This window comes from Micromonospora sp. NPDC048935 (genome assembly GCF_043197875.1).
Lineage (GTDB): Bacteria > Actinomycetota > Actinomycetes > Mycobacteriales > Micromonosporaceae > Micromonospora.
Map to the genome: position 1 here is coordinate 158487 of NZ_JBICTZ010000009.1, position 16015 is coordinate 174501.

11 protein-coding genes are annotated in these 16015 nt (G+C 70.1%); 3 read left to right on the top strand and 8 right to left on the bottom strand.

Going from position 1 to position 16015, the window contains the following annotated elements; genetic code table 11:
- Window positions 1-18: 18 nt before the first annotated feature.
- The 4 genes from ACGFIW_RS24360 to ACGFIW_RS24375 are packed head-to-tail and all read right to left on the bottom strand — an operon-like array spanning window position 19 to window position 4134.
- Window positions 19-909, bottom strand: coding sequence for an ABC transporter permease (locus ACGFIW_RS24360; protein ID WP_393319853.1), 891 nt, complete (start codon window positions 907-909; stop codon window positions 19-21).
- Window positions 909-1808, bottom strand: coding sequence for an ABC transporter permease (locus ACGFIW_RS24365; protein WP_393319855.1), 900 nt, complete (start codon window positions 1806-1808; stop codon window positions 909-911). The genes ACGFIW_RS24360 and ACGFIW_RS24365 overlap by 1 nt, the downstream gene beginning before the upstream one ends.
- Entirely contained in the window at window positions 1805-2917 is a 1113-nt protein-coding gene (locus ACGFIW_RS24370; protein WP_393319857.1) for an ABC transporter ATP-binding protein, read from the bottom strand. The genes ACGFIW_RS24365 and ACGFIW_RS24370 overlap by 4 nt, the downstream gene beginning before the upstream one ends.
- Complete coding sequence (locus ACGFIW_RS24375) at window positions 2914-4134, bottom strand: extracellular solute-binding protein (RefSeq protein ID WP_393319859.1); 1221 nt, start codon at window positions 4132-4134, stop codon at window positions 2914-2916. The genes ACGFIW_RS24370 and ACGFIW_RS24375 overlap by 4 nt, the downstream gene beginning before the upstream one ends.
- 184 nt (window positions 4135-4318) lie before the next feature.
- On the opposite strand from ACGFIW_RS24375, the gene ACGFIW_RS24380 reads away from it, so the two are divergent.
- Both ACGFIW_RS24380 and ACGFIW_RS24385 read left to right on the top strand, forming a co-directional pair.
- The gene (locus ACGFIW_RS24380) at window positions 4319-5401 is read left to right on the top strand and encodes a LacI family DNA-binding transcriptional regulator (RefSeq protein ID WP_393319862.1); all 1083 of its coding nucleotides are present in this window, start codon (window positions 4319-4321) and stop codon (window positions 5399-5401) included.
- Window positions 5402-5529: 128 nt separating this feature from the next.
- Window positions 5530-8988 (top strand): alpha-glucuronidase family glycosyl hydrolase, encoded by a 3459-nt coding sequence (locus ACGFIW_RS24385; RefSeq protein ID WP_393319865.1) that lies wholly within the window; start codon window positions 5530-5532, stop codon window positions 8986-8988.
- A 74-nt stretch (window positions 8989-9062) separates the two neighbouring features.
- On the opposite strand, the gene ACGFIW_RS24390 is transcribed toward ACGFIW_RS24385, so the two are convergent.
- The 4 genes from ACGFIW_RS24390 to ACGFIW_RS24405 form a co-directional block, all read right to left on the bottom strand.
- The gene (locus ACGFIW_RS24390; RefSeq protein ID WP_393319868.1) at window positions 9063-12062 is read right to left on the bottom strand and encodes a glycoside hydrolase N-terminal domain-containing protein; all 3000 of its coding nucleotides are present in this window, start codon (window positions 12060-12062) and stop codon (window positions 9063-9065) included.
- 436 nt (window positions 12063-12498) lie between these two features.
- Window positions 12499-13278 carry a tryptophan synthase subunit alpha gene (trpA, locus tag ACGFIW_RS24395; RefSeq protein WP_393319870.1) on the bottom strand — a complete coding sequence of 260 codons (780 nt, stop codon included), beginning with the start codon at window positions 13276-13278 and terminating at the stop codon, window positions 12499-12501.
- Entirely contained in the window at window positions 13275-14477 is a 1203-nt protein-coding gene (trpB, locus tag ACGFIW_RS24400) for a tryptophan synthase subunit beta (protein ID WP_393319873.1), read from the bottom strand. The genes trpA and trpB overlap by 4 nt, the downstream gene beginning before the upstream one ends.
- A 130-nt stretch (window positions 14478-14607) precedes the next feature.
- On the bottom strand, window positions 14608-15378 hold the full coding sequence (locus ACGFIW_RS24405; RefSeq protein WP_393319876.1) for a GntR family transcriptional regulator: 771 nt from the start codon (window positions 15376-15378) through the stop codon (window positions 14608-14610).
- A 195-nt stretch (window positions 15379-15573) separates the two neighbouring features.
- Between ACGFIW_RS24405 and ACGFIW_RS24410 the strand changes: the two genes are divergently transcribed.
- Window positions 15574-16002 (top strand): hypothetical protein, encoded by a 429-nt coding sequence (locus ACGFIW_RS24410; RefSeq protein ID WP_393319879.1) that lies wholly within the window; start codon window positions 15574-15576, stop codon window positions 16000-16002.
- Window positions 16003-16015: the final 13 nt, after the last annotated feature.

Consider the following 16015-nt stretch of genomic DNA (forward strand, 5'->3'; position numbering starts at 1 on the left):
CGGGCCGGTCGTCCGGCGTCAGTGCTCGGGGTCCTCCTTGACCTGGGCCACGAGCTGGGTCGGGTTGACGTAGCGCAGTGCGACGACGAGCAGGACGAGCATCATCGAGGTGTAGATGACCGCCATGGCGTCGACCGACTGCTGCGCCCGGATGCCGGACGCGGACATCGAGTAGTAGAGCGCCACGACGAGGGTCTGCGAGTCGGGCCCGGCGGTCAGGAAGGTCAGCTCGAACATGCCCACGGTCCGGACGAGGACGAGGATCGCGGCGGCGAGGATGCCCGGCACGAGCAGCGGCGTGAGGACCCGGAGGAACACCGTGCGCAGGCCCGCGCCGCACATCCGCGCGGCGCTCTCGATGCGCGGGTCGATCTGCTCGATGAACGGGGTCATGGTCAGGATGACGAAGGGCACCGAGGGTACGAGGTTGGCGAGCACCACCCCGGACATGTTCCCGGCCAGCCCGAACTTGTAGAGGACTGTGGCCAGCGGGATGCCGTACGTGATCGGGGGCATGAGGATCGGCAGCAGGAACACGAGGAAGATCAGCCGTTTGCCGGGGAAGGATCGTCGCGCGAGGACGTAGGCCGCCGGCACGCCGATCAGCAGCGAGAGACCCACGACGAGTACGGAGACCTCAAGCGTCACGACGATGACCGACAGGAGGGCGAACTCGTCCCAGGCCCGGCCGTACCAGCTCGTGGTGTAGCCGTCCGGGAGCCAGGTGTCGAACCACCGCTGGCCGAACGAGCTGACCAGCACGGACGCCACGACGCCCAGCAGGTTGACGAAGAAGAAGATGACGACGCCCCACACGATCCAGGCGGCCGGGCGGGCGGTGATGCGCCGCCGCCGGTCGGTGCTGGTGGCGGGGGGTCGCGCCGGTGGCGCCTGGGTGGTCGAAGCCATCAGCCCTTGCCTCCGGTGGCGCCGGTGTAGAAACGACTGCGCGCGGCCAGGACCACCGCGATGACGACAAGCTCGACGAAGCCCATGATCATGGCGATCGCCGACGCGTACGGGTAGTCGTACTGCTCGTACGCCGCCTGGTAGGCGGCGAGGGAGATGACCCGCGTCTCACCGGCCGGGTTGCCGACCAGGACGGCCGACGGGAACACGCTGAACGCCAGGACGAACGTCAGGCAGAACGTCGTGGCGAGGCCGGGCATCAACAGCGGGAGGGTGATCCGGGTGAACCGGCGACGCCAGTCCGCCCCCAACGTCGCGGCCGCCCGTTCCAGGGTGGGGTCGATGCCGGAGAGGTAGGAGAGCACCAGCAGGAACGCGAACGGGAAGCCGGTGATCACCAGCGAGAAGAACACGCCCCAGTAGTTGTGGGTCAGTCGTACCGGCTCGTCGACGAGGTGCGTGGCGAGCAGGACCCGGTTGAACCACCCGGTCGGGCCGAGGAAGTTGAGCAGCCCCTGGGCGGTGAGGACGGTGCCGAGCGTGATCGGCACGACCAGCAGCGTGGTGACCAGCCGCTTGCCCCGGAACCGGCCGCGCATCCGGTAGGCGATCGGCACGGCGGCGAGGACGTTCAGCAGCGCGGCGGGCAGCGCGATCCGCAGCGTGATCCAGATCGTGCCCCGCTCGTAGGCGTCGGAGAAGAACCGGGCGTAGTCGCTGAACGGCCCGCCGTTCGTCGGCTGGAACGAGAGCGTCAACCCGTAGAAGAACGGGTAGAGGAACAGGGCGATGACGAAGACCAACGCCGGGACCAACAGCAGGAGCTGGCGGTCGATGCCCCGTTCGGCGAGCCGGTGTTGCCAGTGCGCCACCGGTCGGCCGGGCCCGGCGGCGCTCACCGCGTCGCCACCGGGGCGTCCGCGCGGCGGTCGGCCTCCGCTGTGGCTCCGGCGGGATAGACGAGCAGCCGCTGCGGGTCGACGGCGAGCTTGACCTGGTCGCCGGGCGCGATCCGCTGTTCGGTACGCAGGTGCAGCGACTGGCCGGTGTCGGTGCGCGCCTCGGCCGCCAACTCGCGGCCCTGGTATTCCACCACCTCGATCGTCGCCGACAGGGCGTTGGAGGTCCCCCCGGCCCCGTCGACGCGGATGTCCTCGGGGCGCACCGCGACCACCACCTCCGCGCCGTCGGCGGGGTCGCCGACGGCCTCGCCGAGTAGGCGTTGACCGGACGACTCGACAGTGGCCCGGGTGCCGTCGCGCCGCACCACCCGGCCCCGCCACAGGTTGCGGTAGCCCATGAAGTCGGCCACGTGCCAGTTGGCCGGCCGGGTGTGCAACTCGCGCGGCGACCCGATCTGCTGCACCCGCCCCTCCCGCAGCACCACCAGCCGGTCGGCCAGGGAGAGCGCCTCCTCCTGGTCGTGGGTGACGTAGACGGTGGTGAGGCCCAGCGACTGGTGCAGCCGGCGGATCTCGGTCCGCATCTCCAGGCGCAGTTTGGCGTCGAGGTTGCTCAACGGCTCGTCCATCAACACCAGCGACGGCTCGAACACCACGGCGCGGGCGATGGCGACGCGTTGCTGCTGACCACCGGACAGTTGACCGGGCAGCTTGTCGACGTGGTCCTCCAGTCGCACCAGCCGCACCGCCTCCGCCGTACGCCGGCGTGTCTCCTCCTTCGGCAGCCGCCGCATGCGCAGCCCGAAGGCGATGTTCGCTCGCACCGTCAGGTGCGGGAAGAGGGCGTAGCTCTGGAACACCATGCCGAAGCCCCGGCGCTCCGGTGGCAGGGTGTCGATCCGCCGCTCGTCCTGCCAGATGCTCCCCCGGGTCAGCGGCAGGAGCCCGGCCAGGCAGTTCAGGGCTGTCGACTTGCCACAGCCGGACGGGCCGAGCAGGGCGATGAACTCACCCGCCTCGATGGTGAGGTCCAGCTCGGTGAGCGCGTCCTGACCGCCGAACCGACGGGACACCCCGTCCAACCGCAGCTGGGAGAAGGCACTCATCCCTGCTTGACCTTCCCGCCGCCGATCTCGCGGTCCCAGCGGTTGAATGCCGCCACGAGGCTCTTCGCGTCCAGCGGCACCTCGGTCGGGTTTCCGGCGATCAGCGCCTCGTACTCGGGGCGGCCGAACTCCCGGATCGCGTCCTGGCTCTTCTGCGGCGCCGAGGTGAGCCCGACGTCCTTCACCGCCGGGCCCGGGTAGAAGTAGCCCTCGTCGTACGCCTTGGCCTGCTGCTCGGGAGTGAGCATGAACGCCAGCAGGGCCAGCACCGCCGCCTGCGTGTCGGTCGAGACGCCCTTGGGCAGCACGGCGTAGTGCGCGTCGGTGACCCAGTGGAAGCCGTCGAGCGTGGCGATCCTGGCCTCCTTCGGCACCGTGCCCAGCACCCGGGGGTTGATGTCCCAGCCGGTCGTGCTGACGATCAGGTGAGCCGTGCCGTTGGCGAGGTTCTTCATCGTCTCGGTGGTGCCGGACGGGTAGTAGTCCACGTACTGGCCCAACTCCTTGAGGAAGGCCCAGGTCTTGTCCCACCCCGCGGTCGGGTCCTTGGGGTTGGCGTCACCCAGGATGTAGGGCAGCCCCATCAGGAAGGTGCGACCGGGGCCGGAGTTGGCCGGCCGGGCGTACTGGAACCTCTTGGGGTTGGCCCGGGCCCAGGCGAGCAGGGCCGCCGCGTTGGTCGGCGGCGTGGCCAGGCGGGCCGGCAGGTATTCGAGCAGCGGACCGGACGGGTAGTAGGTGACGGTGACGCCGGCGTTGCCGGCGAGCTGCTGCATCGCGGCGGCCGGTGCCAGGTAGTCGCGCATGCCGCCGAGGCGGTCCTGGAACGTCGGCAGCAGGTCGAGCCAGAGCCCCTGTTCGATGCCCGCCGCCAGCCCGTCCACGCCGGTCAGCACGAGACCGATGTCGACCCGGTTCGCGCCCTGCTGGGCCTTGATCTTGCCGGCCAGCTCCGGTGCCGGTGCCTTCGAGTAGGTCACCCGGGAGATCACGCCGGGGTTCTTGGCCACGAAGTCGTCGATCATTCCCTGGGTCAGCTGGAGGTTGCCGGCGACGTCGAGGACGTTGAGCGTCACGGCCCGACCGGGCCGCTGCGGCACCTCGCCCGTGGTGTCGCCGGTGGACTTGCCGGGACTCTCGGGTGCGCCGCACCCGGCCGCGCCCACGAGGAGCGACGATGCCGTGACCAGGAGAGCCTCGCGTCGCGTCATACCCATGAGCTGTTCCCTCCGCCAGGTGTCATCCCGCTGATTCAGACAGCCGGCGGGCCGCGACGGCAATGGGTTGCCATGTATTGCCTCACGCGAATGCCTTCGCGGCAGCGGAATGTTGCGGGGGCATTGCCGAGTCCGCACCGCCGTCATACCATGATCACGGCGCGTAGCCGGGAGGAGCATGCAGATGCCCGACCACACCAGGCCGCCCGACAAGAGGGTCACGATCTACGACGTCGCGAGCGAAGCCGACGTCTCACCGTCCACGGTGTCCCGTGCGTTCTCCCGGCCGAGCCGCGTCAACTCGGAGACCGCCGAGCGGGTCCGGCAGGTCGCGGAACGGCTGGGCTATCGGACCACCCCCCTCGCGCGCACCATCGGCACCGCACGCACGCACATGATCGCGCTGGTCATCGCCGACATCACCAACCCGGTGTACGCCGAGATCGTGCGCGGTGCGCAGGAGGCGGCGACCGACAGCGAATACACCACCGTGCTGATCGACGCCCAGGAGTCCGACCGGCGGGAACGGGCGGCGATCGAACGCACCATGTCGACCGTCGACGGCATCGTGCTGGCCAGCAGCCGGATGTCCGACTCGGCCATCCGGATGTTCGCCAAGCAGCGGCCGGTGGTGGTCCTCAACCGCGCCATCGCCGACGTGCCCTGCGTCGTGACGGACAACCCCCGGGGTGTGCGGCGGGCCGTCGAACATCTCGGTGAGCTGGGGCACGACCACATCACGTACGTCGCCGGGCCGGAAGCCTCCTGGCCGAACGGCATCCGCTGGCGGTCGCTGCTCGAAGCCGGCATGGAGTTGGAGATCAAGGTACGCCAGATCGGCCCCTTCAGCCCGACCATCGCGGGCGGCGAGCGGGCCGCCGAGGAGTTGTGCGCCCGACCGACAACCGCGGTCCTCGCCTTCAACGACCAGATGGCGATCGGCCTCATCCGCGGTCTCGGCCAGCGGGGCGTCGACATTCCGGGCGACGTCAGCATCGTGGGTTTCGACAACATCGTCGCGGCCGACATCGTCACGCCCGGGCTGACCACCGTCGCGGCGCCCATGTACGCGGAGGGCTCGGCCGCGACCCGACACCTGCTCACGATGATCGAGGGGGCACCCGGGCACACCGGTCGACCGATGGTCCTCCCGGTACGCCTCGTGGTGCGCGACTCCACGGCCCCCCGCAACCCGAGCCCGGGTCGGGCCCGGTCGTCCTGGGCACGGCAGCGGCCCGCGCCCAACCCGGCGGCGCACCTGTGGTGAGGGCGCGCGACAAGAAACGACAACTCCTTGCCCAGCCCGAAACACCCTGGGACCTTCCATTCAGCTATGTCACTGCGTCCGTACGCCGTCCCGATCGACGTCCCCATCGGACAACAGAGGAGAAGGCAATGAACCGAGGTCCGGTGCCCAGGCTGCGGCGAGTTCTCATCGTGCTCGGCACGGCGCTCGCCACGGTCGCGGCCACCCTCGCCGTCGCCACCACGCCCGCCACCGCGGCCGGGTCGCCGGACGACTACGGCGGCTCCGACCTGTGGTTGCGATACGTGCCGGTCAGCGACGCGAAGCTGCTGCGCGACTACCGCCGCACCGTCACGTCGATCGTGGTCGAGAACGCCGACGCCACCCCGGTCCACCGGCACACGGCCGACCTCGCCATGGCGCCCGGCTCCACCGAGAAGCTGGCCGGGACCACGCTCGGCGCGGCCCGCGACGAGCTGGTACGCGGCCTGGGCGGGCTGCTCGACCGGGCGGCACCCGTGACGGAGGTCAGCGGCGACCGGGTCCCGGATGGTGCGGTGGTGGTGGGCACGCCGGCAAGCTCGCCGCTGGTGCGCCGCCTCGTCCCGACCCGCGACCTGGCCGGGGTCGGCGACGAGGGCTACCTCGTGCGCTCGCTGTCTCGCGGCAGGGACCGGTTCACCGTCATCGCCGGCAACACCGACCTCGGCGCGCTCTACGGGACCTACGCGTTCCTGCGGCTGATGCAGACGCAGAAACCCATCGACCACCTCCGGGTCGCGGAGTCCCCGAAGATCAAGCATCGCCTGCTGAACAACTGGGAGACCGAGCGGCTCTACGCCGGCAACAACGCCTCCGGCCTGGGCGGGTTGAACGGGGAGAGCGGGGCGATCTTCAACTTCGCGGCGACGGGAGCGAGTGCCGACAAGAACCTGCCCGTCATCCTCGACCGGTACGTCGTCATGGCCCGCGCGTTGGCGTCTCTGGGCATCAACGGCATCACCATCAACAACGTCAACGCCGACAACGCGTACCTGACGAGCGCCCGGATCGCGCAGGAGGCGGCCCTCGCCGACGCGCTGCGTCCGTACGGCATCAAGCTGGGCCTGTCGATCCGCTACACCGCCCCCACGGACACCCGGTTCGCACCGGACACGCTGACCAACAGCCAACTCGACCCGTACGGCACCGACTTCCGGGGCTGGTGGCAGCGCCGGGCGCAGCAGATCCAGGCCGCCATCCCGGACTTCATGGGCTTCACCGTGAAGGCCAACTCCGAGGGCCAGCCGGGGCCACAGGACTTCGGGTACGACCACGGTGACGGCGCCAACGCCATCGGCGCGGCGGTCGCGCCACTCGGCATGACGGTGCACTGGCGGACGTTCGTCTACAACGCCGAGGTCGACAGCGACCGGCTCAAGCGGGCCTACCTGGAGTTCGGGCCGATCGACGACGAGGTCCAACCCGACGGCAGCAGAGGGCGCTTCGCCGACAACGTGTTCCTACAGACCAAGAACGGACCACTGGACTTCCAGGCCCGGGAGCCCGTCCACCCGATGTTCGGCCGGATGGAGAACACCAACCAGGCCCTGGAGCTGCAGATCACGCAGGAGTACACGGGCCAGAACTGGATGCTGACCTACCTCGGGCCCATGTACGAGGAGGTCCTCAAGACCGACACGTACGCGACCGACGCGAACGGGAAGCTGCTCAAGAAGCGGCTCGTCGGCGACATCGTCGACGGGAGCGCCCAGCACCATGCGGACACCGCCATCGTGGGTGTCGCCAACCTCGGCAACGCCGACAACCTGACCGGGCACCACTTCGCCCAGGCGAACCTCTTCGCCTTCGGCCGGCAGGCGTGGAACTGGACGCTCGACTCGACGGACATCGCGACCGACTGGATCCAGATGACCTGGGGCAACGACAGGCGTGTCGTCGACACCATCCGGAAGATGATGATGGGGTCGTGGGAGGCGCTGGTGAGCTACCAGACGCCGCTGGGCATCGGCCACCAGTTCGCCGAGGGCGCCCACTACCGGCCCGACCCGGCCGACTGGGCGGGTCGCGACGACTGGAGCCCGGTCTACTACAACCAGGCCGACACCGTGGGCCTCGGCTACGACCGCTCCCCCACCGGCAGCAACCTGGCCGCCCAGTACTTCCCCCGACTCCAACGGCGGTACGGGGACATCGACTCGGTCCCGGAAAACCTGCTGATGTGGTTCCACCACGTGCCGTGGGGCCATCGGATGGACAGCGGCCGACCGTTCTGGGACGAGCTGGTCTACCGCTACCAGATGGGCGTGCAGTATGTGACCTGGATGCGCGAGACCTGGGAGACGCTCCAGGCCGACATCGACGCGCGACGGTTCGCTGAGGTCCGCGCCAAGCTGGCCGTCCACGAGGCGGACGCCGCCGACTGGCGGGACACGTCGGTGAACTACTGGAAGGAGTTCAGCGGCCGGGCCGTCCCGGTCGACGACGCGCCCCTCTCGGCGAAGATCGTGGTGAACGGCAGGGAGTTCGGCGGCTTCAACCTGTCCGACACGTCGTACACCATCCCGGTTCGCGCCGAGGGCTCCCCCACCATCACGAAGGTGCGGACGGCCGACCGCAAGGCCCGCTACCAGATCGTCTCCCAGGCGGCGAGCGTTCCCGGGCAGGCGGTCGTCAAGGTCACGACGGAGAGCTTCTTCGGCCCGCTCGTGAAGAACTACGTCTTCAACCTGGTGCCCGACACGACGCTGACGAGCCTGCGCGTCGACGGTAAGCCGCTGACCTCCTTCGCACCGACGGTGCTGCACTACAACGCCCTCATGCCGGCCGGCGCCACGGCCGTGCCGACGGTCACCGCCAGGGCCGCCGATCCCGCCGCCTCCGTCGCGGTCGAGCAGGCGGACAGCGCCACCGGGCAGGCCCGGGTCACCGTCACGAACGGCGGGGCGACCTCGGTCTACACGGTGGACCTGAACACCACGAGCACCGGCAGCGACGAGTTCGGCTCGGCCGCACTCGGCCCCCAGTGGCAGTGGGTACGACCCGACGACAGCCGGTGGCGCGTGGCCGACGGGTCGCTTGTCATCACCGCCCAGCAGGGCGATCTCCAGGGCACCACCAACACCGCGAAGAACCTGGCCCTCCAGGACGTCGACGGTGACTGGACCGCGGAATCCAGGATCGTCTTCTCCCGCCCGCTGGCCAACAACAACGAACAGGGCGGTGTCATCGGGTACGCCGACGACAACAACTACGTGAAGCTCGCCTGGGAGATGGGCAACGCGAGCGCGGCCGTCAACAAGGCCCGGCTCGTCCTGCTCCGCGAGCAGAACGGCGCGACGTCCACGGTGGAGATCACCGGCGCGGACGCCCAGCGCATCGTCGGGGCCGACGGCGCGATCTGGCTCCGACTCACCAAGATCGGGGACAGCTACCGCGCCTACTACTCCCGCGACGGGAGCGTCTACCGCTACATCGGCTCCACGACGTTGGACGTCGAGACGACGAAGGCCGGGCTGCTGGCCTTCAACCGGGCCGGCACCTCCACCGACCTCGACGTCTCGTTCGACTACTTCCGGGTCGAGAGCCGGGGTGAGCGCATCCGCTAGCGCCCCAACGTGACCGGGCCCGTCCCCCGTGGGGACGGGCCCGGTCACGCTCCCCCGAGCAGGAGCCGGTGCGGTCAGCCGCCGATGGCGATGGCGAAGATGTGCATGGTCGACACGTTCGTCGCCGGCCGGGCGCTGATGTTGGGCAGCACGACCGAGGCCACCGCCTTGCTCTGCAACGCGACACCGACGTAGTAGATGCAGGCGGCGGTGTTCTGCCGCTGGTTGTTGGGCCGGTTCTGGTACGCCGACACGATGGCCGCGGTGCCCGCGGAACTCGGCCCGCCGTACCAGTCGGGCGTGCTCAGCGTGAACGTCTGGCGGGTGCCGTCGGCGTAGACCACCGTGCCGGTGCCCGACGGGGCGCCGTAGGTGCCGGTCAGGAGGAAGCCGAGGGTCCGGCCCGTGCCGGTCACGCTGATCGTCTGCCCGGAGGCGATGGCGTTGTCGGCGGCACCCGAGCTGACGTTGGGCCACCGGAAGTTGACCCCGTTGCGGCTCACCGTGCCGCCTGGGCTGGCACCGGCGGCGGCCAGGGCCTGCGCCGAGAGCGACGCCCCGCCACCGTCGATGTTCGCGACGTTGGTGTTGCTGTCGCTGCTGATGCCGACGTTGCTGAAGCTCTGCTCCAGCGTCGGTAGGGCGACACCCGTGCTGGTGACCCGGTAGGTGCGCCCGGCCTGCACGGTGACCTCGATCAGGTCGGACTCGATCCGGGTGACCCGGGCCGCCGTACCGTCGGCGGTGTCGACGACGGTGACGGTGCCGGTGAGGATCCGGGCGCGCAGGCGGACGGTGCCGGCGCGGTCCGGTCGGACGAGGATCTCGGTGGCCTGACCGCTGCTCCAGGTGATGTCGACAGTGTGCCCGCCCCGACCCCGCAGGCCGGCGACCCGCCCACTGGGCCAGGCCGGCGGCAGCGCGGGCAGGATGTGCAGCTCGCCGACGTGGCTCTGCAACAGCATCTCGGCGATGCCGGCGGTGGCCCCGAAGTTGCCGTCGATCTGGAACGGCGGGTGCAGGTCGAACATGTTCGGCGCGAGCCGGGCGGTGGTGGCGAGATAGCGGATCAGGTCGTGCGCCCGCTTGCCCTCCTCCATCCGCGCCCAGAAGTTGATTTTCCAGGCCAGCGACCAGCCCGTGCCGTCGTCGCCGCGCAGCGCCAGGGTCCGCCGGGCGGCCTCGAACAACTGCGGGGTGCCCCGCTTGGTGATCTGGTTGCTGGGGGCCAACCCGTACAGGTGCGAGATGTGCCGGTGGTTGGGCTCGGTCTCCACCCAGTCGTAGAGCCACTCCATGATGTTGCCGCGCGAGCCGACCTTCATCGGAGGCAGCCGGTCCCGGGTGGCCCGCACCTGGGCCCGGAAGGTGCTGTCCACGTCGAGGATCTCGCTCGCGCGGGCGCACGCGTCGAACAGGTCCCGCAGGATCTGGTTGTCCATCGTCGGGCCGGCGCACACGCTGGCGTTCGAGTGGTGGCTGAGCTCCGGCGAGTTCGACGGGTTGGTCACCAGGTAACCCAGGGTCGGCTCGGTGACCAGGGTGTTGAGGAAGAACTGGGCCGCGCCCTTCATGGCCGGGTAGTTCGTCCGCAGGAACTCGATGTCGCCGTTGAACAGGTAGTGGTCCCAGATCAGCGTGGACAGCCAGGCGCCGCCGGTCTGCCACATGCCCCAGAACGCGCCGTCCACCACCGCGGTGGCCCGCCACGCGTCGGTGTTGTGGTGGGTGACCCAGCCACTGGAGGAGCCGTACTGCACCTGGGCGGTCCGCGCTCCGGCGACGGCGAGGTCCCTGACCAGGTCGAAGACCGGGTTGTGGCACTCGGCCAGGTTCGTGGTGTTCGCCGGCCAGTAGTTCATCGGCAGGTTGGCGTTGATCGTGTATTTCGAGTCCCAGGAAGGGCTCAACGAGTCGTTCCAGATGCCCTGGAGGTTGGCCGGCTGGGTGCCGGGCCGCGAGGACGAGATCAGCAGGTACCGCCCGAACTGGAACAGCAGCGCGGAGAACTGCGGGTCGTTGACGCTGTTGTGCTGGGCGATCCGAACATCCGTCGTCTGGTCGGCCGCGGAGGTGCGGCCCAGGTCCAGGGTGACCCGGCCGAACAGCGCCTGGTAGTCGGCCACGTGCCGGCTGCGCAGTTGGTCGTAGCTGCTGGCCCGCGCGGCGGTGAGGCGCTGCCGGGCGATGCCCTGGTAGTCACCACCGACGTTGCGGTAGTTGACGTAGCTGGTGCCGATGGTGACCAGCACGGTGACGCTGGTGGCGCCGCTCACCCGCAGGGTGCCGCCGGAGCTGGACACGCTGCCGCCGGTGACCGTCGCGTTGGCAAGCGCGAGGAAGCGGACCTGGCCGGTGACACCCTCCATGTTGCCGGAGACACCGTCGAGGCCGATCGTGGCGCCGTCCGGGCTGGACACCGAGGTGCGCTGCGGGCTGTCGAAGGTGGCCGTGAAGCTGATCGAGTTGGCCCGGTCTGCGGTCAGCCGGATCGCGATGGCCTGGTCCGGTGCGCTGGAGAACACCTCCCGCTGGTAACGGACGCCGTTGAGCACGTACGTCGTCGTGGCGGTGGCGGTGGTGAGGTCCAGCGTCCGGTTGTACTGGGAGGCCCCGCTGGCCGAGCCGAACGCGAGCCGCAGGTTGCCGACGGTCTGGTAGGCCAGTTGGCCGCCGGGGTTGCCCATCATGGTCTGGTTGATCAGATCCTGGGCCTGGGTCCACTGGTTCGCGTTGACCAGCCGCCGGATCTCCGCCAACGCTCCCGCGCCTCTGGGGTTGCTGGGGTCGTGGGGCCCACCGGCCCAGACGGTGTCGTCGTTGAGCTGGAGTCGTTCCGTGTCGACGTTGCCGAAGACCATGGCGCCGAGCCGGCCGTTACCGATCGGCAAGGCCCGTAGCCAGTCGGTGCCGGCGGACTCGTCGTACCAGAGCGCGAGGTCACCCGCGGCCAGCACCTGTGGCGGCGCCACCGAGCCCGCTTTGGCCACGGCCGTCCAGGGCAGCGGCAGGAGGGCACCGCCCGCACCGGCCGCACCGATCTTGAGGGCTTGGCGTCGGGTCAGGTCTGACATCGATCCTCCAAACGGTGACCGGTCCGGCCACCCCGATGCGTGACGACTGTGCTAACCGAGGTGGGTCCGCTTCGCGGGCCGACCAGGACCTTGTGGAGCAGAGCAGTGCCGGGCCGGAGTCAGCCAGACATCTGATGTGTTTCGCGAAGGTTACTCCGGCGCCACGCAATAGGCAACGATCGATAGGTTGCACGATCCGCACCACCGGCCCTACCCGGCAGGACGCTTCTGCGGGGATGTGGCGATGGACCGCCCCGGCCCAGCGGGTCGGGGTGCCGGACAGAGCCGACCGAGGGCACTCCAGAGCCCGATACATCTGATGTCCGCCAGAACCCTGGGGCCGGGACGTGTCCGCCCCACCACCCGCCAGGTTGCCGCCTTCATCCACCGACCATCGGGCAACGGGAGTCGTTCGCACGTCCCGGTGCGCGGGTCGTCACGCGGCGGTCGTGTCCAGCGCCGTCCGGAGCTGGGTCAGGAAGCCGCAGATCTCTCCCGCCTCGGCCCCGTCGAGCACACGACGCATGAGCGCCGAGCCCACCACCACGCCGTCGGCGTACCCACCGGCCTCCGCCGCCTGCCGCGGACCGGAGATGCCGAAGCCGAGGACCACGGGCAGGTCCGTGGCCTGGCGCAGCGACGTCACCAGTTGCTCGCCGGCCTCGCCCAACGTCGACCGCTCGCCGGTGGTCGCCATGACACTCACCGCGTAGACGAAGCCCCGGCTGCGCGTGGCGATCTCGGCGCGGCGCTGCGGCGCGGTCACCGGGGAGGCGAGCAACACGAGGTCGAGCAGGGTGTCCGCCGCGGCGGCGACCGGATCCACCTCGTCCACGGGCAGGTCCGGCACGATCAGGCCGCCCACCCCGGCGTCGGCGAGCGCGGCGCAGAACCGGTCGGCGCCGTCGTGCAGGACCAGGTTGGCGTAGGTGAACGCGACAAGCGGCACGGGAAGCGCCAGCCGGGCGACCTCGTCGAGGATCTGGCGGGTGGTGGTGCCCCGCCGCAGGGCCCGATACGACGACTCCTGCACGACCGGTCCGTCCAGGGTGGGGTCGGAGAACGGGAGGCCGATCTCGATGGCGTCGGCGCCCGCGTCCACGGCGGCCCGCAACAGGTCGGTCCAGTTCTCGGTGACGCCGCCGGTCACGTACGGCACGAGCAGCTTGCGGCCCGCGGCCCTGGCCGCGCGGGCCCGGGTTTCCAGTGCGTTCACGACAGCTCCATCAGGGTCGCCATGTCCTTGTCGCCCCGACCGGAGAGGGTGAGCAGCACCGTCGAACCCGGGGGGATCGTGCCATCGCCGGCGGCGCGGATCACCCAGGCGACCGCGTGGGCGGATTCCAGCGCGCAGAGGATGCCCTCGGCGCGGGCCAGCCGGTGGGTGGCGGCCACCACCTCGGCGTCGTCCACTGTCACGTAGCTGGCCCGGCCCGACTCGGCCAGGTGCGCGTGTTCCGGCCCGACACCCGGGTAGTCCAGGCCCGCCGCGATCGAGTGAGCCTCGCGGATCTGCCCGTGCTCGTCCTGGAGCACCAGGGAGCGGAAGCCGTGCAGCACACCGGGGGTGCCGGCGCTGATGGCGGCGCCGCCGGCCGCCTCGACGCCGACCAGGCGGGCCGGCGTGTCGACGAAGCCGGCGAACGTGCCGGCCGCGTTGGACCCGCCGCCGACGCAGGCCACGACGTAGTCGGGGGTGCCGGTGACGAGGTCGGCCGCGCACTGCGCGCGGGCCTCGTCACCGATGACCCGCTGGAACTGCCGGACCATCCAGGGGTACGGGTGCGGGCCCAGCACCGAGCCGAGGCAGTAGTAGGTGTCGTCGACGCAGGTGACCCAGTGCCGCAGAGCCTCGCTGCAGGCGTCCTTGAGGGTGCGGCTGCCGGAGGTCACCGGCACCACCTCGGCACCCAGCATCTTCATCCGGAAGACGTTGAGCCGCTGCCGCTCGGTGTCCTTCTCGCCCATCAGGACGGTGGTCGGCATGCCGAGCAGTGCCCCGGCGGTGGCGGTGGCCACGCCGTGTTGGCCCGCGCCGGTCTCGGCGATCAGTCGCCGCTTGCCCATCCGCCGCGCCAGCAGCGCCTGACCCAGCACGTTGTTGATTTTGTGGGAGCCGGTGTGGGTGAGGTCCTCCCGCTTGAGCAGCAGGTCGATGCCCAACTCCGCGGAGAGGCGCGCCGCCGGAGTCAGTGGCGTCGGCCGACCGACGTAGACGGAGAGCAGGCGGTTCAATTCGCCCCGGAACTGCGGATCCTCCCACGCCTGCGTGAAGGCGCGTTCGACGGCGGCACAGGCCGGCACGAGCGACTCGGGAACGAAGCGTCCGCCGTAGTCGCCGAACCTGCGCAGTCCCGAAGGTCGACGGGGGTCGGCCCGGGTGTCCGGGCGGGTGGAGCGTGAGAGCTGGTCCACGACACATCCCCTAACAGTTCTAGAACGACACCTTTTTATAGCAGGGGTCCGGGTGGAGTTCTAGACCTGTTGCGCGATAGTTCTAGAACAGTTTTGCTGCGCTCCGCGGGGCGTACCCCCGCGGATGATGTCAGGCCGGTGCGGCGCCGCCGACCGCGTAGCTGACCTGCTGGCCGCTGACCTCGCGAATATTCATGATCACGACACTGTTGCCCGCCAGGATGGCGACGTCGACGACAAGCGTGCGCCGGTCGGCGTCGCGGGTGATCCGCTCGCTGCGCATGGCCGGGACACCTTCGGGCAGGCCGAGCAGGGCGCCGACGCGCTCGGGCATGAGCACTGGCGAGATCGTCTCCTCGGCCCGCACGGCCGCCGCGCCGGCCCGTTCGGCGAGCACGGCGTACAACTCGTGCCTCTCGAAGTCGACGTTCCTGATCCGGTCGCCGAAGGGCTGCGGAACATAGGACAACTGATGGATCAGCGGCGCGCCCCGGACGACCCGGACCCGCTCCAGCCTGAGCACCTTGTCGCCCGCGGGGACCCCCAACCGCGCGGCGATCTCGTCCGGCACCGCGACGATCTCGCGGCCGAGCACCCGGGTCAGCACCTCGATGCCGTGCGCACGCAGGTCGTCGGCGAGGCTGCGCAGGTTGCCCATCGAGTACGGGACCGGCATCGGCCGGACGTAGGTGCCCTTGCCGGGAAGCTGCTCCACCACCCCCCGACCGCACAGCTCGTCCAGAGCCTGCCGCAACGTCATGAGGCTGACGCCGTACTCCTCGCTCAGGTGCCGCTGGCCGGGCAGGGCGTCGCCGGGAGCGAACTCACCACTGCCGATCCGTCTGATCAGGTCGTCGCGGATGACCATGTACTTCGGAGTCCTACCCGGAATGACGCGCATGCACTGCCCAGCCCTGAGAGTCGCGACGGAGCGGGTCGCCCCGCCCGATGAGGTGCGGAACTCCACGTCCTTCTAGCGGTGCCAGCGTATGGCCGACGACTTCCGCCCGCCATCGCCCCTGACTTTACAGGCGTTAGGTGAGCGCGTAAGTTAACGGATGTAAGTTCAAGTCCGTAGCGCAGAGATGGAGTTCTCATGACCACCGCGACCGCTTCCCGCATCGTCACCACCGTCCCCGCCCCCCTGGCCGATCGCATCGGTCGCGGGTTCGCGGCCGTCGCCGCGCTCGCCACCGTCGGGGCGTTCGTCAACGGCCTCCTCATGACTCTCAACGCTCCCGACGACCGGCTGTTCGTCGAGGGTTGGCGAGTCTCCAGCTTCGCCATCTTCGCCGCGCTCTTCGTCCTGCTCGCGTTCAGGCCACGCCAGTCGGCGGGCGTCTGGGAGATCCTGCTCGCCGGCAAGACCGCCCTTGTGGTGTTCGGCATGACGATCGGAGACGTCGCCGAGGCGCGCCTGGCGGGTTTCATCGACCTCGGACTGGTCGCCGTCGTCGCGACGGCCTACGTGCTCTGCCGTGGCTGGCTGGCCTGGCGCCCCGCGACCACCGACCCGACCCGGTGACGGGAAAGCCCCG